Below are 17136 nucleotides of genomic sequence, written 5' to 3'. Positions count from 1 at the left end.
CAAGTTGCTACACTCGGAAAAATTACTCGCTACGCTCCTTAATTACCGGTGAGCAAAGCGCTATGTTTGAAAGGAGAGGAATTTTGAAGGCTAGTGATTGGATTCTAATTGTTTCCGCTGCGATAGTCGTTTTGGGGTGGTTCGTGAATAATGAACTAAATCGAAGACATGAAGTGGCGGTGAGAAAGATGGAACACCGCATTGAAACTCTGGAAGAATATATATCCTTTTACATCGGGGCTCAAAAAACAAAATCTCTTGATGGCTTCAATGACGTTCAGGTCTCCTTTTATCTTTATGGTTATAAAGATGAAATTGACTTGGTAGAGAGTATTGCCAAAACTGTAACTAATGACCGGAATAACCCAGATTGGCTTCGCAAAATGCATGAGCTTAACTTGTTGGTTAGAAATAGGCTGCGGGAAGAGCTGAGGCTACCGAAAATCGTCGATAATCAAAGACATAATTAGTTCACCAATGTGAATTAGGGGCAGATGAGAAATAGTATTTTTTCATCTGCTCCTAAATTAAGCTCTGTTCTTTGTGACCGCAGTATAAAATGGAGTAATTATGATCGCGAGAGAATGGAAAGCTACTTGTCCTAAAGAGCATGAAGAAGGCTTTATAGCTTACCTTTACTAGACTGGCATAAAAGATACATCGGCGACTAAAGGTTTCCTTGGAGCCCAAATTTTGAATCGAGATCTAGGTGGGGATGCTGAAATCACCTTGCTGACTTACTGGGAAGACTTAGGTTGTATTAAATCGTTTGCTGGTGATGATATTAGTATTGCTAAGTTGTACTCAGAAGACGAGATTTGAAAAGGACACCCATTTAAGCTGATTTGAAAGTATACTGTATATTTAACCAGTAATTTTATTTCTCATGGAAGGGAAGTTGTCATGCCAAGAGCTAGAAGTCAGCAAATTAGTTTAGTGACTAACAAGACACCCACACAAACTTGATGTCTAAGAATGATGTTGTATATTCAACCAGTATTGTTTGTTTTTCATGGAAGATAGGTTTTGTCATGCCAAGAGCCAGAAGTCAGCAAGTTAGTCCACAAGATACGCCTTACTATCATTGTACTTTCGTTGTAGAGAGTTCGCTGTGTTCTTAGGGAGTTTTTGTGTGGCGAAGATCCGATCTCTGGTGAAAGCTTTGAGCACCGTCGAGGTTGGGTTGAAAATAGATTGTTATTTCTTGCCAGTGTCTTTGCTATCGACGTTTGTGCGTATGCGGTAATGAATAACTATCTGCATGTGGTGTTGCATATCAATGTAGAAAAAGCCTCGAAGTGGTCTACATTAGAGGTTCTGAAAAGGTGGTATAAGCTACATAAAGGCACCGTGTTTACTCAGCAATTTGTACGAGGTGAGTCATTGCCTGACGAAACCTTTAGAAATCGGCTTATAGATATTAGTTGGTTCATACCCTAAAGGGCACACGTGAGGAATTGAAGATAATTTAACGTGGGTGTCTTGGTAAACCTTAACGTCGGAGCTAGGCGCTTAGGTCTAACAAAACCATGGAGAGGGACGCATTCTCCGCTAGGCCCTGCGGGCTCCGCTGCCAATACGCCCTTCATGGTTGGCGTTAGCCGTCTATGGAGTTTTGTTTGAATAATAGAGTAGTTTTTACAGGTGGCCCAGGTTCTGGGAAGACTTCAGTTCTCGAGTTTCTGCGTCAGATGGGGTACCCAAGTGCACCTGAAGTTGGGCGAAAAGTTATCCAAGCTCAAGTGGAATTGCAAGGTACAGCTTTACCATGGTTGGACAAGGCCGCATTCCGCGATGAAATGGTCCTTGAAGAAATCTATAATTACGAAAACTTTGGTGGCACTGAAATAACGTTCTACGACCGAAGTATTATCGACTCGTATGGGTACAGTAAGCTTGAGCGTATACCTATATCGGATCTTTTGTTAGCGAAATGTGGTGAACTGACTTATTGCCGTAAAGTTTTCATTTTTCCGCCTTGGGAAGAAATCTATGAAAATGACGCGGAGCGAAAACAAGACTTTACTGAAGCAATAGCGACATTTCATGAAATGGTGAGTGCATATATTAAATTTGGCTATGACTTAATTGAAGTTCCTAAGGTTTCAGTTAAAGAAAGAGTGCAGTTCATCGTTAGTAAAATGAGCGATGGCTAACAAGGCGTTTAAGGCAGATTTCCAACGCTTGGCGCTTGTATTTAAAGTTGTGTTTTGGTTTGGGTTAGGTGGTTGGCGTTACTCACTATTTAGCGCGGCGTGAGATTTACCATCAAGAGATAAATGTGGAGACTCTGATGAAAGTTGCATACAGGATAGCAACGCCTGACGATACGGCTGAATGCATCGCACTAAGAGGAAAGACGAGAGAAAACGCTTTCTCTATTGAACAACTTAAAGAACTCGGTATTACTTTAGAGAGTTGGCAGGCAGGAATCAGCAATGGCTCCTTACCAGGTTTCGTCGGCGTTAGTGAAGAAAAGATTATTGGCTATTGCCTCGGTGATAGCGAAACTGGGGAAATTGTTGTTTTGGCGCTGTTGCCAGAATATGAAAATAAAGGTGTTGGAAAAGCTCTATTAAATCAGATGGTTGAGTCTTTCAGCTCTTTAGGGTTTGAAAGGCTTTTTCTTGGATGCTCATCCGATCCGAAAGCTCGGTCATATGGCTTTTATCGACACTTAGGCTGGCGTTCCACTGGCCTATTTGATGATGCGGACGATGAGATACTTGAATATTTCCCTAAAAAATAGCGGGATCATTTGTCACCATCTTACCAAGCCACTTATGCCTGAAACGAGTTAAATCAATTATTGTTTTGCATCCACTGCTAATCATTTAACCGCAGTCTTAGCTGTCATGGAGCTTGCAGTACGAAAGTGATAGAGTAGTGTTACTTTAGTATTACTTTGGAGCAGCTCTCATGAAAGTAGAACTGGTTACCTCACTCAAACGTCAAGCAACCAAGATCCTTGCAGATCTTCACGACACTAAAGAGCCTGTGTTGATTACCGAGCATGGTAAACCTTCGGCCTACCTGGTTGATGTCGATGATTATGAGTTTATGCAAAATCGTTTGGCGATTTTAGAGGGTATTGCGCGAGGCGAACGTGCATTAGTTGATGGTAAAGTGGAGAGTCACGCTGAAGCCAAGGACAAAATGTCAAAATGGCTGAAATAGTCTGGACTGAGCCAGCGCTATCTGATCTTAATGATATCGCTGAATACATCGCGTTTGAAAATGTCGAAGCTGCAAAACAATTGGTTCAAACGATCTTCTCTAAAGTTGAACGTCTAGAAACCTTCCCTGCATCGGGTCGAATTCCACCTGAACTAGAACATTTAAGTTATCGCGAAGTTGTTGTTAATCCATGTCGTGTTTTCTATAAACAAGACGGTGACAAAGTGTTCATTCTGTTTGTTATGCGTGCAGAGAGAGACTTTCGTAAGTTCCTGTTGAACTTAAAGTAATTAGCGTTAGCGCACGGTGAGATCCGTTTATAAAACGGATTGTGCATTGAGATTTATTTGCCCTTGTACGAAGGAGTAGTGTATGAGCCAAGAGCATTTTCAAGGACGGTTTGAAGTGGAACTTAAATATCGACTTCAATCTAAAGCCGATTTCATGCAGACATTAAGTCGTATCCCCCACGAAATAATGCTGCAAGACAATATAGAATCGGACTGGCATTTTGATACCTCAGATGGCGAGCTGGCAGCACAAAGCAAAAGTGTTTCTATTCGCATCATGGAGCCATCAGGCATTAAGTTATGGATTGTTAAAGGTCCAGAGCCTGATCGGTGCGAAGCAACCAACATCACCAATGCAGCCAACGCCATGAGTATGTTGAAAACGATGGGCTACGAGGTTGTGCTGAAAACGAAAAAAGTCCGTAGCATTTATTTTATCGATAAATTTCATATCACAGTCGATACTTTGGAAGGGATTGGTGACTTTGCCGAGTTCGCCATTATGACGGATGACGAGTCAATGTTATCTACCTACAAAGTGGAGCTTGAAGAATTAGCTCAACGCTTTGGCTTAACCTCATCCGCTTTGCAAACCCAATCTTACAAGCAAATGTTTATGGAAAAACGTGAGCGGGAAAGTGCCAGCGCTTGTTTGGACGGTTTGTAATGACTTCGAAAGCTGCATCCGCGGCTACTTCTGGAGACGTGAATTAAAAAAGACGTACAAAAGCCACCACCTTACACAAGCGCTGAATGTGGCGCTATGTATACGGAGATCGAAGTGAATAAGAAGGAAGCCGAAGAACTAAGTGTTCTATTAATGCAAGTTTCAGGAAAGCTCGACCAAAGCGTGCGTTTCGTTATGGATAAGGATGCCAAAGATAATTTTGAATCTTATAGGTCAAATGCAGGGAAAGTTATGGGAGAGATTTTCTTAGAGATGCTACAGCCTCTATGGGAGCGTTATCCTGAGCTTAGGCCAAAAGAAATGGGTGGATTATACGAGGTAAATCCTCAAATATACGAACCACATTTTTATAAGCCAGATGAAAATACATAACAAGTAGATGAAAAAACGCCCACAAAAAGCGTGAGCTGGACTCGCTAACGCTCGCCTTTTATATGGGGGTTATGTATATGAAAAATAGGAACATTCTTCATGGATTTTGAACTTTTGGTAATTGCTGGCTCATTTAGCTTTTTAGCTGCAGCCTTGCATGTGGGAGTCGTTATTGGTGGTCCAAACTGGTATCGTTTTTTCGGCGCAGGGGAATCAATGGCACTAATGGCTGAACAGCGTTCTGTGAAACCAACAATCATAACGCTTAGTATTGCTGCAATTTTATTTGTTTGGGGTTGCTATGCATGGTCTGGTGCTGGCTTTTTTCCAAGCATGCCTTTTATTAAGCTTGCTTTGTCATTAATTACGGCTAGTTACTTGTTCCGTGGCGTAGGCGGGTTAATTGCTCCATTTGTAACGAATCACCCACAAATAAAGCAAAATAGCACAGCTTTTTGGATTTGGAGTTCAGCTATTTGTTTGGTTATTGGTTTATTTCACTTAATTGCTGTAGTTTCAAAATGGTCCGCTTTGTAAAAACATATAGCCAGTGACAGTAATCAGACTTGGGGGAATTCGCAATGCGTTTTCTATTTTAGCTCGTTGGCAGAGCAGCCTATAGCGTGTAGCACTCTATTTAATAAGGAGACTAGTGTGAACATAGATGAAGACAAAATCGATGATGCCGCCCTCGCTCTTTTTTACCTCACTTTGCATGATGATTTGGGGCATGCTTGGAAGCAGGTTGATTGGAGCATAACTAATAGATTGCATGAGAAAGGTTATATTCATAATCCAGTTGGTAAGTCGAAATCGGTGACATTAACCGAGGAGGGGCTAGCGAAATCAGAGGCGTTGTTTAAAGCGCTTTTCACTAAGGGCGCCGGAAAGTGAAATAGGTAGACAAAAAATGGACACTTTAGTCGTGTTCTTTTTTATTGTATTTTTAACATTCCACATGGATCAATATGGAGTGTAGACTTTGAGGGAAGCAAAGAAGGGGATTATGAATAATTCACTTAAACAAATCGAAGAGTAGGCATTAAGCCTGAGTCCAGAGGCTGGTCTTGGTGTGGCTTTTGCTCAAATAAGTTGAAGATGCTGTAGCTAGAGCTCTAGCTTTTCCTGATTCTGGGTCATCCGCCTCAAAAAGTACTAAGCGAGTATTTGTAAATCGATTTCCCTTTTCTATTGTGTATCGCCAAGATAATCAAGGTATTGTTATTATCGCGGTTGCTCATCATTCCCGACTTCCTGAATATTGGACGTCGCGTATTTAAGCTGTTATCTCAGAATTAGTCGTCACTCTCGGTTCAGTAAAGTGACGACTGATAAACAGTAGCGCAATCGTCTATCCGGTAGGATTAAGTTTACGCTTCAGGAATGTATTCAGAAAGCGCAGCGTACGCCACGGTAAACGCACTTTCTTGGAAGGCGCGTAAGCCAGTTGCTTTGAATGGAATCGGCATTGGGTTGTGCTGAATGATGTCTTTTACTTTTGCGCCACTGAATAAATCAACCTGAACGGTATCAATCAATTGTAGTGCCGCTTCAATTTTAAAGCCTACTGCGCCACCTGCGAATTTACCTTTGGTGGGGCGCTCACGAATAACGACTCGTTTCACTTTGTAGTCTTCAAAGAGCTTCTTCATCGTAAATTGAAATTTACGTACGTTTTCACTGTCGTTTGGGTTGTTCAATGTATGTCTAGTTTGGCGACAATCCGGAATTTGAAATAGTCCGTCCTGTTTAGACATAAGGCATAGGATGACTTCGCTGCCTTTGATTTCAATACCACAAGTGATCATAACAAGGTCCTGAATAAGAGATTTCGCGCATTATGGCATATTTTATTCCTCTCTCGCACAGTTAACCGCTATTTTGCAGAGTAAAAAATACTGCTTGTTGAAATAGAAACCAGTCAGATCTAAGGCGAAAGTGAAAGCTTGTGGTTTATTAAACTCTTTTCAGTTTACTGTCTCTTATTATTCGTAGGGATATTGTACTATTGCAAAATATTATTTTGTTAAAATGCAAAACACGATATTTTCTACTGTAAAAGTGTAAATATTTGCGTTTTACTCTAGAAATATTTTTTTAATATTGACCGGTTTTTTTTAATTTTAACTAGCATAGGGCTGCATAAAATGACTGCTTCATCGCCAATGGGTATTCCTCGCCCCCAGGTGAAATCTTTAGACGAAATCCTTCCTCACGAACCTTTGTTAATGATGGGCGCAGGCCCTGTACCTATTCCTGAGCGTGTCGCCAAGGCCAATTCTGTGGTGATTAACCACCTTGGTAGTGTCATGGCACAGGTAATTGGGCAAGTGAAAACAATGGCGCGTTATGTGTTTCAAACAGAGTCTAAATGGGTACTTGGCGTAGCAGGGCCAGCTTCAGCGGCGATGGAAATGGCGGTTGCCAATTTGTTGCAACCGGGCGAGCGTATTTTATGTATTAACAATGGCTTCTTTAGTCATCGTATGGCGGAAATGGCAACGCGTATTGGTGCTGATGTTCATGAGTTTCATGTTGGTGTTCATGAAGCGGCAGATCCAGAGCGAGTTCGTAAAGCCATTGAAGAAACGCGTCCAAAAGTATTAACGCTGGTGCAAGGTGAAACATCGAATACTGTGTTTAACCATTCGTTAGAAGAAATCACCAAGATTGCTAAATCTTATGGTTGTTTGGTGGTTGTAGATGCAGTTTGTACCTTGAGTACCATGCCGTTGAAAATGGATGCATGGCAAGTAGATGTGGTGATTACGGGGGGGCAAAAGGGGTTGTCATCTATCCCTGGCGTGTCGCTTCTTGTGTTTTCAAACGAAGCATGGGCCGCAGTAAAAAGTCGCACCAAGCCAACGGCACAATGGTGTTTTGATGCTCAGCTTGCGGAAAACTTTTGGCATAACGATGGTTATCATTATACCGCGCCAGTGTCTGGCATTATGGCATTGCATGAAGCTCTGAAACTGGTATGTGATGAAACTTTAGAGAACCGTTTTGCACGTCATTTGCGTTGTTCTAAAGCTTTGCAAGCGGGCATTGAAGGAATGGGACTGGAGTTGTTTATTCCTCCTGCTTCTCGTTTAAATTCTGTTGTGGGGATTAATATTCCTGAAGGCTTAACAGCTGGACAGATCTGTCGACATATTTCCGAAATGTATCGAGTAGAGATTGCAGGTTCATTCGGTCAGCCAATCGTTCGTATTGGTCAAATGGGTGAGCAGTGCCGTGAGCATAACTTGTTCCGTACCTTGCATGCGCTTGGTAGCACTATGCGAGATTTAGGCGTCAAGGTAGATCAGCCAAATGGCATGGCGGAAATGGAAGCCTATTTGCAAAGTGTGCCACGTACGCTTTATCAAGTGGCTTAATCGCCCATGAAACAATGCAAGGCATGGAAGATGCCTTGCTAGTATTGAAAATTCGATTAAATGCCTTCTGCTTTCTTGTAAGTAGAAGGCATTTTTTTATTGGGCATTAAGCTGGCGAATAGCGCACCAGCGGTAATGAGTAGGCAAGCAATGATTTGTCCTGTGGTTAATTGAGCTTCAGTAAATAGCCCTAACCAGGCCGTTGAGAGTGCTGGTGCGGTGTAAGACAACACGCCAAGCAATGATAAATTGCCTTTTTTCACACCAAAGTCCCAACAGAAAAAGGCAATGCCAACAGGCCCAAATCCAAGTCCTAAAATGGCAATCCAAGTGCTAGCAGGGTAATCCAGCGATGTTGCTGTATTTTGGGCTTCAATCATCCAATGGGATAGTGCGGCCAGTACGGTGGTAACAAGGCAGTACCAAAGTACGGCGCTTGATGGGACGCTTTGGAAACGTCGATTAGCAACGGAATAACTTGACCAAATAAACGCGCAGGCAAATGCCGCGGCGTATCCTGTCCAATCATATGTTGTGTTTACTTCTATCGTGCTGATTGATGCCCGCGATTGCAGCATGATGCCTGTGCCAATAAAAGCAATGACGGCACCGACTAAATGTGTCCATGATAGAGAGTTTCCTTTGGTCATTCCTGCCATTAATACAATGAGCAAAGGCCACAGATAGGCTATGAGTCCTGCCTCTACTGGTGGTGCATGTTGAAACGCGTAAAAGTAGCAGAAGTGGTAAAAATAAAATCCTAATCCACCCATGACAATGGCACTTATTGGTGTTTTCGACCAAGAAGATTTTAGCTCGCCCTTAATTAAGTAAACGATAAAAAATAATAAGCTAGCTACACCAAAAGTTAGGGATAGCAACAATAAGGGTGGGACTAAGTTGGCTTGAGTGGTAAAAAGCGCAAGGCTACTCCAGAGCAGAATAGCGATACTTCCAATGAGTGTGGCTTGTGGAGAATGTGTTGTCATCTTGTTGTTTCCTGAATCCTGATCTAGTCTGATTAAGCAGATGTTATCTTGGTTAAGGGTTAATAACATTGTCAAAAATGCGTGACTTACCTTGTCGAAAATACGTTTTTTATCGTAATTAAGTAAGAAATATTGATCAATGACAGGGTGGTGACAGGTTTAAGGGGTACTGTTTGCTTACTCAAGTTATTTGAAACATCGATTTTAAGAGCTTGATCAGCTAACAACAAAAAAAATAACAAGCAGGAGATAACCATGCTTAAAACCATTTCTTTGAAGTCTGTTCTAATTTCTGGTGCTGTAGCACTAACTATGGCTGGACAGGCTTACGCCTTCGAACCAGCTCGCAGTGGTGAATGTATTGCCCCAGCGAACCCAGGTGGTGGATGGGACTTTACTTGTCGTAGCGTTGGAAAAGTATTAGTGGATGAAGGTTACTTCAAAGGTAACGTTCAGACAGTTAACATGACGGGTGCTGGTGGCGGTGTGGCATTTGCTCATACGGTCAGTAAACGTGACAAAGATGAAAACCTTATCGTTGCAGCAAGTACGGCAACAACAACTCGCCTTGCTCAAGGCCAATTCCCAGGTATGAATGCTGACCAAGTACGTTGGGTTGGTACTCTGGGTGCTGACTACGGCATTATCGCTGTAGGTAAAGATTCAAAATACACTTCTCTTAAACAAGTTCTTGATGCTCTTAAAAAAGACCCAAGCGCAGTTAAATTTGCTGGTGGTAGTGCGTCAGGTGGTTGGGACCATTTGAAAGTATTGATGACGGCTCAAAAAGCGCATGTTGAAAACTTGCCAAAAGTTCGTTACCTAGCATACAGCGGTGGTTCTGAAGCCTTGGTTCAAGTTGTTGGTGGTCACGTAGATGCATTTACTGGTGACATCTCTGAAGTAAAAGGCTTCATGGACTCTGGTGACTTACGCGTTCTAGCGGTGCTTTCTGAGGAACGTTTGCCAGCACCTTATGACTCTATTCCTACTGCAATGGAACAAGGTATCGACTCTGTTGCTCCAAACTGGCGTGGATTCTACGTTCCAGGTAATGCGAGCAAAGATTCTTACGATTGGTGGGTAAAAACCATGAATGAGTTGTACACAACTCAAGAATGGAAAGACATCATGACTAAAAATGGTTTGATGCCATTCCATAAGTCTGGTGAAGAATTCACTCAATTTGTAAAAAACCAAACTTTGGATATCAAAATCCTATCGCAAGATATCGGTCTAATTAAATAACCTCAGGCCGCTATTGGGGGAAGCATCTGTTCTGACACATTTGCTTCTCCTGTTTTCGACTATTTTTCACCCTTTGATTTATTAACATGGAGCAGAGACATGCGTATTAACGATCGTGTGTTTGGCATGCTGATGCTGATTCTTGCTGTAGCTTACGGCTGGGAAGCAACGCAATTCCCCATTCCTTTTGGTGGACAGGAAAGTGTTGGACCTGAAACTTTTCCTATTATGCTATCTATCATTTTAGGTATTAGTTCTATTTATATGATTGTTCGTCCAGATCCAGACGAGAAGTGGGCACCTGTGGCCATGTTGATCGAACTTAGTGTTGTGGTTCTTTCTATGCTTGCTTTTGCTTGGGCAATTGAGCCAATCGGATTCATGCCTGCAGCGGCTTTAGTTGTGAGCTTTTTAAGTTGGCGAATGGGAGCAAGTATTACTAAGAGTCTTATCACTGGTGTGGCTAGCTCTGTAGTTATCTTTTTCCTTTTCAATAATGTGCTTGAATTAGCACTGCCTCTAGGTCTATTGGAGTTTTAATATGGATACTATGAGCTTATTAATGCAAGGCTTTGCGGTTGCGTTAACGCCGGAAAGTATTATGTTTGCGGTTATCGGTGCCATTTTAGGTACGTTAATTGGCGCATTGCCAGGTCTTGGCCCTGCAAACGGTGTTGCTATTTTGATTCCATTGGCGTTTAGCTTAGGTTTGTCGCCAACTTCTTCTCTTATCTTGTTAACATCTGTTTATGCGGGTGCCATGTACGGTGGTCGTATTTCTTCTATCTTGTTGAACATCCCAGGTGACGAGCCAGCGATGATGACCTGTTTAGATGGTTATCCAATGGCACTAAAAGGCAAAGCTGCTGAAGCTTTGGCTATCTCTGCAATTGCCTCTTTCATCGGTAGTTTTATTGCAACAATCGGACTGGTTATTCTTGCGCCAATTTTAGCGAAATTTGCTTTGAGATTTGGTCCATCTGAATACTTTGCTTTGTTTGCATTAGCCTTTGCAACTCTGGGTGGTATTACGGGTAAAAACCAATTTAAAACCTTGATGGCTGCCGCTATTGGCCTAATGATCGCTACAGTTGGTATCGATATTTCTACGGGCGTACAGCGTTTTACTTTTAATACCCTTGAATTGTTCGAAGGTGTTGATTTCATTATCGCAATTGTTGGTTTATTTGCGATCAGTGAATTGTTGTTCTTCTTAGAGCGTCATGCTGGTGATGGCTTAAAACAAGTTGCGATTAACAAGCTGAAATTATCTGCAAAAGACATCATTAAAGTGCTTCCTGCTTCCTTCCGTGGTGCGGTACTTGGTTTTGTTGCGGGTGTATTGCCGGGTGCAGGCGCTTCTTTAGGTAGCTTTATTAGTTATACCTTGGAAAAACGCGTATCTGATAAAGGCGAATTTGGTAAGGGTGATCCACGCGGTGTTGCTGCTCCTGAAGCCGGTAATAACGGTGCGGCGTCTGGTGCACTGGTACCTATGTTGACTCTTGGGGTTCCTGGTAGTGGAACAACAGCAGTTCTACTAGCGATGTTGATCTCTTTAAATATCTCTCCTGGTCCAATGTTGTTCCAACAAAATGCGGATTTGGTTTGGGGTGTTATTGCAGCAATGTTTGTTGGTAACTTAGTCTTGTTACTGCTAAACATTCCAATGGTAGGCATCTTTGTTAAGTTGTTGAGCATTCCGCCTAAATACTTAATGCCGATTGTTACCTTGATAGCGTCTGTAGGTATTTATTCTGTTAGCCATAGCGCTTTAGATTTGTACTTCATGATTGGCTTTGGTGTATTGGGTTATATCTTCCGTAAGATTGATATTCCATTAGTACCGATTATTTTGGGTATGCTGCTTGGGCCAGAAATGGAGAAAAGTCTTCGTCATGCATTAGTACTATCTGATGGTGATTGGACGGTGCTCTTCAATAGCGGTTTGAGTATTGGTTTGTGGACTGTTGCGATACTAGGTTTAATTCTACCTATGATAGTAGGCCCTATTGTCCGCGCTAAAATGTCTAAATCAAAAGAAGCTGTTAAAGACGTTTAAGCCCTGTAATACTAGAGGCATTGTGACAAAAAAATCGAGCAACTTAGGTTGCTCGATTTTTCTTGTTTTTAGATCGAAAAATAAAAAAACATGATGGCTAAAGGTTATGCGAATTCTGGTGGTAGAGGATACTCAGGTCTTAGGACAAGCGATCTGTGAACGATTAACAAGCCTAGGACATGGCGTTGATTTAATCGGGGATGGTAAACGTGCGGATGAGTTATTGAAGTATCAGTCTGTAGATTTGATACTGCTAGATCTTAATTTGCCTGGTTTATCTGGATTACAATTGCTGCAGAAACTGCGCCAGCGCGATGATGACACGCCAGTGTTAATTTTAACTGCTCGGGATCAGATAGAAGATCGTATACGATTGCTCGATGCCGGAGCCGATGATTATTTAACGAAACCATTTGATTTTGGTGAGCTAGAAGCTCGCTGTAGGGCTTTATTACGCCGCAAACAGGGCTACGCGACCAATATCACAGAGCACGGTAATATAGTGGTAAACCGAGACAGTCGTCAGGTATTTATTGATGGCGAACTCACTGTTATCACCAATCGAGAGTTTCGCTTGCTGGAAATATTCCTTGGCCATTTAGGCCGCGTATTAAGCAAAGACGAAATTACCGACCATTTATTTAACTTCAATGAAACACCAGGTCCTAACGCGATTGAGCTGTATGTAGGGCGTTTAAGGAAGAAAATGGGGCAAGGTGATTTAGTCATTAGTACCCTAAGAGGAATCGGTTATGTGGCAGAAATCGCCAAACCATCGAGCTCTCAGTGAAGACGAGGAAAAGAAAGCCTTAGAAAACGCACCCTCGTTACGTTTTCGCTTTATTCTCGCAGGTGTTTTGGTTATCGGGATTATTGCTGGTTTGGCGATTAATCTGATTTTTGATTACAGTCAGAAACTCGCCGATTTATCCTACGACCGTCTATTGCGTAGTGCTTTATTGCAAATGGACGAAAACGTCGGCTTGATGCGCAATGAAGTCAGTATAGATATTCCATGGTCTGCGTTTGCTACTTTGGCGCAGGCGGAAGAAGACCGTGTTTTTTATAAAGTCGAGAGCTTGGAACAAGGTTTTATTACCGGCTATCAAGATTTAGACAGTCAGCCGCCTCAACCTCCTGTTTTAGATCAAATACAATTTTATAACCAAGAGTACTCTGGTGAAATGGTGCGTTTTGCCTGGGTACAGCGCCATATTACCGATCCAGAAACTGCACAAACTGTTCGTATTATTTTAGGTCAGACTAGATTATCAAGAGAGCAAATGGCATCCGCGGTGACGCAAAAAGCGGTCGAAGTGGTGGTGTTTATTGCCTTGGTTGCTATCACCTTGATCATCATTGGTAGTCATCTTGTCTTAAGGCCTTTGCATCGGATTGAGCGAGCGTTAGAAGAGCGCGCCATGGGTGACCTCACACCAATTGATATCAATACACCAAAGGAAACTCACCATCTAAAAGTTGCCATCAACCATTTTATGGAGCGATTACAGAGCAACCTTGAGCAGCTGGAAAATTATACCGCTGATGCGGCTCATCAATTGCGTACGCCTTTGGCCAGCTTAAGAGCCTTGGCAGAAAATGCACGAGATAACACATCACCAGAAAGGCAGCATCAGGCCTTGGAAAACATCGTTAAACAATGTGATGCCTTAAGCCAAACAGTCACCTTATTACTTAATCAAGCGGTCGTTTCTCATCGCTTACAGACACACCGATTAGAGCCGATTGATTTATTAGCGCCAATTACCGCGTCTTGTCGGGAGCAGGCCGTTGCAGCACTTCATCAAGGAGTTTTGCTTTCTCTTGATTGTGATTTAAAAGAAACGCTTATTTTAGGTGATGCTTTTTCGATTCAACAAATGATGCAAAATCTCATTGAAAACGCGGTTCGTTATAGCCGAGAAGATGTAGAGCGAGGGACAGAAATTATCGTTCAGGTAAGTGAGTTTGAACGCTTCTATCGTATTAAGGTGATTGATTATGGCGTTGGTATTCCAGATATAGAAAAAGAGCGCGTGTTCGAACGTTTCTATCGTGGTCGTTATGACATTGCAGGTAGTGGTGTTGGTCTTGCTATGGTGAAAGATATTGTGGATCACCATTCGGCAAGAATCCAAATATTGGATACAGAGCCAAAAGGTACAACTTTTCAAGTGGATTTTGCCAAGCTTAGATTTAATGAGGATACGGTATGAAACAGTTTTTTTTCTGGCTAGCAGTTGTGGTTAGTTTGAATGCGACAAAGCTGTGGGCGACCGAGCCTGTCTGGTTTGGTAATGAAAATGCGCAACGTATTTTAAGAATTAATTCTGCTATGGATTTGGCGTCGTTTGAACCTATTTTAAAAAAATTTGTTGAGTTACATCCTGATGTTCGTGTGGCCTATCGCGATGTGAATACACTTGAATTGTATTATCTCACTATCAAGGATCAAAAAAAGCCAGAGGCCAGTTTGGTCATAAGCAGCGCCATGGATTTACATCTTAAATTAGTAAACGATGGTTATGCGCAAACCTATCAGTCGAGTTTTACTGATCGTTTGCCTAGTAACTTCAAATGGCGAAATCAGCTGTTTGCGTTTTCCCTTGAACCGATTGTTATGCTGGTGAATAAAAAAGCCTTTCCTGGTGTTTTACCCGAAGATCGTCAGTCATTGTTGCAAACCATTCGTCAAAATGAAAAAGCGATGACCAAACGGATTGGTACTTATGATATTCGTCAAAGTGGCGTTGGTTATTTATTGGCAAGCCAGGATGCGCGCCAAGCCGATGTGACATGGGGGCGTTTGTTGGAAGCCTTTGGCAGTCATGATGTGCAAACTTATTGTTGTACTCATGACATTATTGATGATGTCGCTTCCGGTAAGTTGGTGCTAGGTTATAACTTGCTGGGTTCTTATGCATCACAAAGAGCCCAAGAAGATGATAGATTGAAAATGATCTTGCCGAAAGATTATACGCTCATGTTAATGCGTGCAGCTTTAATTCCTAAAGGTGCGCCAAACGAAGAAGATGCTGGAATATTTCTAGATTTTTTGCTATCAGATCAGGCACAAAAAATGATGCAAACCCAAGGTTTATTATTCCCAATTCAACCTGATATGAACAATCCAAATGATCCTTATGTTGTCAATGCGCCTGGACCAACTGGCATCATCGAATTAGATCAGCAATTATTGGTAGGACGTGATTATGCTAAGCAAAAGCGTTTTATTCGTAACTGGGAAATGGCGTTAGAAATTAGCGAAGAAGACTAATTTCTAACGCCAGTCAGCAGGGGGGGATTGACACCTTCACGCTAGTTCTAAATCTACTTCTAATGTTTTCCAACTTTTTTTGAGTTTTCTACGCGCGAATGATTTTATATTACTCATTAAGAACAGCTTTATTCCGTAACGTCTTGTGCCTAAGCCATCAATTATCTTAGGTGTATAGCCACTGTCTGTTTTCTTTAAAAGAATCTGATCTTTTGTTGCATCACCGATTACAATGGCGTTCAGGTATAGGTCTTCAAAAACTGTTTTTAAGATTTTTTTCGCCTCATTTAATGAAATAGCATTATTTTTCATTAATGTGTAAAGGGACTCACTAGAGCATCCATTACTGTCTAAAATTCTTTCGAACACTAACCCCTTTCCTAGATTCGTGTTTATTTCCCCATAATACTCCGAAATGTAAGGTGACAAATTGTTTCGTTTTTTTAGCTTGGTGTAATAGTACTTCTCAATCTTGTTTTGACTGCGATGCTTTGTTCTGATGACTTTGACACAAGTGTTTTTATTTAAAGGGTTGGTGAAGCAAGATCTTTCATTTCCTTGGCCGATAAGATCCTGTTTTTTTAGAAACACTTTAGTATCTTTTGCTGAGAGTTCGCTGATATTTGATGACATTAAATAACCCCCTTAAATAGGATAGGAAACCTTAAGAGGGATATTAGAGTTTTTTATATATTTTTCACTTTTTTGACGGTGTAAAAGAGCTATTTCACTTTTGTTTTGTCTTTTTTTACTTTTTTTTCATATTTTTTTCTAGATATGAAATTTAGTAATGTAAGGTGTTCTAGATGTGGTAACGAGGGCTTAAAATTGTTCTTGTATGGCCTTTTTCGTGTAGATTAAGTTATGTTTTTCTAGAAGTGTGATTAGTTCTATAGTTGCCTGGTGTCATGAGATAGTGCTTAGAAAATAAGCGAACAAGGGTGCTTGCATCACTTATTCCCACTTTATTGGCGATATACTCTAAGCTTTTATTGCTTGACGTTAACCACATTTTTGCTTCTGTTAAACGACGTTGCTGTAAATATTGTTTTGGCGTCATCCCTAAATGACGTTTAAATAAAACCGTTAGTTGGCTTGGACTTAAATGCACATCGCAAGCTAGCTCAGCCAAGCTCCAATGCTCCTGAAAATTATGGTCCAGTCGATGTTTGGCTTTGGCTAGACGAGAGTCGCTTTGCAGTATTTTGCTTTGTGGGATAGGGAGTAAATGTTCTAGTAAATTTAAAGCTTGCTGAGTTTTAAGTGGATTATGACATTCACCAATTAAGCTAGATAGGAATGGCAAATACGCCTTAGTTTGTGCATTAAGCTCAACAAAGTTGTTTTTGCTTTCGATCTGGCTGTCCCAAACGGGAAGAGAGTTGAGGATCAGGCAGTGGTTATTCTCTCTTGCCAAATGAGTATGGGTTTGATTTGAGGAAATCATACAAGCTTGTCCAAACTGAACTGCCTGCTGACGATTTTCTACGTCTAGTATTAGGTGACCGGAAAGCGGTAGTACAATTTGAGTATGGGCATGTGAGTGGGCGTTGGCCGTATCTTTATAGGAAATGACTTCTATGAGATCTCGCATGGTTTTCTATCCTTATTTCCTACTCTTACCTTTAAGTGAGTTACAGAAAGTATAATGAC

At 41.6% G+C, this 17136-nt stretch carries 22 protein-coding genes; 18 read left to right on the top strand and 4 right to left on the bottom strand.

The genetic code is table 11. The features are described 5' to 3' along the window. The first annotated feature begins 83 nt into the window (after window positions 1–83). The 11 genes from B6N13_RS17980 (at window position 84) to B6N13_RS17930 (ending at window position 5421) form a co-directional block, all read left to right on the top strand. Entirely contained in the window at window positions 84–470 is a 387-nt protein-coding gene (locus tag B6N13_RS17980) for a hypothetical protein (RefSeq protein WP_169460184.1), read from the top strand. Between the two features lie 223 nt (window positions 471–693). Beyond that, on the top strand, window positions 694–822 hold the full coding sequence (locus B6N13_RS23600) for a hypothetical protein (protein WP_282434090.1): 129 nt from the start codon (window positions 694–696) through the stop codon (window positions 820–822). Window positions 823–1128: 306 nt separating this feature from the next. After that, complete coding sequence (locus B6N13_RS17970; protein WP_169460183.1) at window positions 1129–1440, top strand: hypothetical protein; 312 nt, start codon at window positions 1129–1131, stop codon at window positions 1438–1440. A 179-nt stretch (window positions 1441–1619) separates the two neighbouring features. After that, a complete protein-coding gene (locus B6N13_RS17965; RefSeq protein WP_169460182.1) occupies window positions 1620–2156 on the top strand; it encodes an AAA family ATPase in 537 nt (178 codons plus the stop codon). Between the two features lie 137 nt (window positions 2157–2293). Further along, window positions 2294–2749: a GNAT family N-acetyltransferase gene (locus B6N13_RS17960; RefSeq protein ID WP_169460181.1), complete on the top strand. Its 456-nt coding sequence runs from the start codon at window positions 2294–2296 to the stop codon at window positions 2747–2749. A gap of 170 nt (window positions 2750–2919) precedes the next feature. Beyond that, window positions 2920–3177, top strand: a complete 258-nt coding sequence (locus tag B6N13_RS17955) for a type II toxin-antitoxin system Phd/YefM family antitoxin (RefSeq protein WP_012069486.1) — start codon at window positions 2920–2922, stop codon at window positions 3175–3177. Next, window positions 3165–3467 (top strand): type II toxin-antitoxin system RelE/ParE family toxin, encoded by a 303-nt coding sequence (locus B6N13_RS17950; protein ID WP_169460180.1) that lies wholly within the window; start codon window positions 3165–3167, stop codon window positions 3465–3467. Before B6N13_RS17955 ends, B6N13_RS17950 begins: the two co-directional genes overlap by 13 nt. A gap of 82 nt (window positions 3468–3549) precedes the next feature. Then, a complete protein-coding gene (locus tag B6N13_RS17945; RefSeq protein WP_169460179.1) occupies window positions 3550–4134 on the top strand; it encodes a class IV adenylate cyclase in 585 nt (194 codons plus the stop codon). 114 nt (window positions 4135–4248) lie between these two features. Then, window positions 4249–4527, top strand: coding sequence for a hypothetical protein (locus B6N13_RS17940; protein ID WP_169460178.1), 279 nt, complete (start codon window positions 4249–4251; stop codon window positions 4525–4527). A 99-nt stretch (window positions 4528–4626) separates the two neighbouring features. Beyond that, a complete protein-coding gene (locus B6N13_RS17935) occupies window positions 4627–5064 on the top strand; it encodes a hypothetical protein (RefSeq protein WP_169460177.1) in 438 nt (145 codons plus the stop codon). Between the two features lie 117 nt (window positions 5065–5181). Beyond that, window positions 5182–5421, top strand: coding sequence for a DUF6429 family protein (locus B6N13_RS17930; RefSeq protein ID WP_169460176.1), 240 nt, complete (start codon window positions 5182–5184; stop codon window positions 5419–5421). Window positions 5422–5897: 476 nt separating this feature from the next. Here the strand turns inward: B6N13_RS17930 and B6N13_RS17920 are convergent, their stop codons facing one another. Continuing rightward, window positions 5898–6335: a DUF3010 family protein gene (locus B6N13_RS17920; RefSeq protein ID WP_169460175.1), complete on the bottom strand. Its 438-nt coding sequence runs from the start codon at window positions 6333–6335 to the stop codon at window positions 5898–5900. A gap of 339 nt (window positions 6336–6674) precedes the next feature. Here B6N13_RS17920 and B6N13_RS17915 point away from each other — a divergent pair, with 339 nt between their 5' ends. Then, window positions 6675–7907, top strand: coding sequence for an alanine--glyoxylate aminotransferase family protein (locus tag B6N13_RS17915; protein WP_012069496.1), 1233 nt, complete (start codon window positions 6675–6677; stop codon window positions 7905–7907). 56 nt (window positions 7908–7963) lie between these two features. On the opposite strand, the gene B6N13_RS17910 is transcribed toward B6N13_RS17915, so the two are convergent. Then, window positions 7964–8896, bottom strand: coding sequence for an EamA family transporter (locus tag B6N13_RS17910; RefSeq protein ID WP_169460174.1), 933 nt, complete (start codon window positions 8894–8896; stop codon window positions 7964–7966). A gap of 255 nt (window positions 8897–9151) precedes the next feature. Here B6N13_RS17910 and B6N13_RS17905 point away from each other — a divergent pair, with 255 nt between their 5' ends. From B6N13_RS17905 to B6N13_RS17880, 6 genes are all read left to right on the top strand, one after another. Beyond that, complete coding sequence (locus B6N13_RS17905; protein WP_012069502.1) at window positions 9152–10144, top strand: tripartite tricarboxylate transporter substrate-binding protein; 993 nt, start codon at window positions 9152–9154, stop codon at window positions 10142–10144. Window positions 10145–10243: 99 nt separating this feature from the next. Next, window positions 10244–10684 carry a tripartite tricarboxylate transporter TctB family protein gene (locus tag B6N13_RS17900; protein WP_012069503.1) on the top strand — a complete coding sequence of 147 codons (441 nt, stop codon included), beginning with the start codon at window positions 10244–10246 and terminating at the stop codon, window positions 10682–10684. 1 nt (window position 10685) lies between these two features. Then, the gene (locus tag B6N13_RS17895; protein ID WP_012069504.1) at window positions 10686–12206 is read left to right on the top strand and encodes a tripartite tricarboxylate transporter permease; all 1521 of its coding nucleotides are present in this window, start codon (window positions 10686–10688) and stop codon (window positions 12204–12206) included. 106 nt (window positions 12207–12312) lie between these two features. Further along, complete coding sequence (locus tag B6N13_RS17890; protein WP_012069505.1) at window positions 12313–12996, top strand: response regulator transcription factor; 684 nt, start codon at window positions 12313–12315, stop codon at window positions 12994–12996. After that, window positions 12959–14422 (top strand): sensor histidine kinase, encoded by a 1464-nt coding sequence (locus B6N13_RS17885; protein ID WP_169460173.1) that lies wholly within the window; start codon window positions 12959–12961, stop codon window positions 14420–14422. Before B6N13_RS17890 ends, B6N13_RS17885 begins: the two co-directional genes overlap by 38 nt. Beyond that, window positions 14419–15483, top strand: coding sequence for an ABC transporter substrate-binding protein (locus tag B6N13_RS17880; protein ID WP_169460172.1), 1065 nt, complete (start codon window positions 14419–14421; stop codon window positions 15481–15483). The genes B6N13_RS17885 and B6N13_RS17880 overlap by 4 nt, the downstream gene beginning before the upstream one ends. 36 nt (window positions 15484–15519) lie before the next feature. On the opposite strand, the gene B6N13_RS17875 is transcribed toward B6N13_RS17880, so the two are convergent. Then, window positions 15520–16116: a YrbL family protein gene (locus B6N13_RS17875; protein ID WP_012069508.1), complete on the bottom strand. Its 597-nt coding sequence runs from the start codon at window positions 16114–16116 to the stop codon at window positions 15520–15522. 229 nt (window positions 16117–16345) lie between these two features. Beyond that, window positions 16346–17077, bottom strand: coding sequence for an AraC family transcriptional regulator (locus B6N13_RS17870; protein ID WP_169460171.1), 732 nt, complete (start codon window positions 17075–17077; stop codon window positions 16346–16348). Window positions 17078–17136 lie beyond the last annotated feature (59 nt).

The sequence above is a fragment of the Marinomonas sp. UCMA 3892 genome, assembly GCF_012726345.1.
GTDB lineage: Bacteria > Pseudomonadota > Gammaproteobacteria > Pseudomonadales > Marinomonadaceae > Marinomonas.
This window is presented reverse-complemented; position numbering and strand designations above follow the sequence as displayed.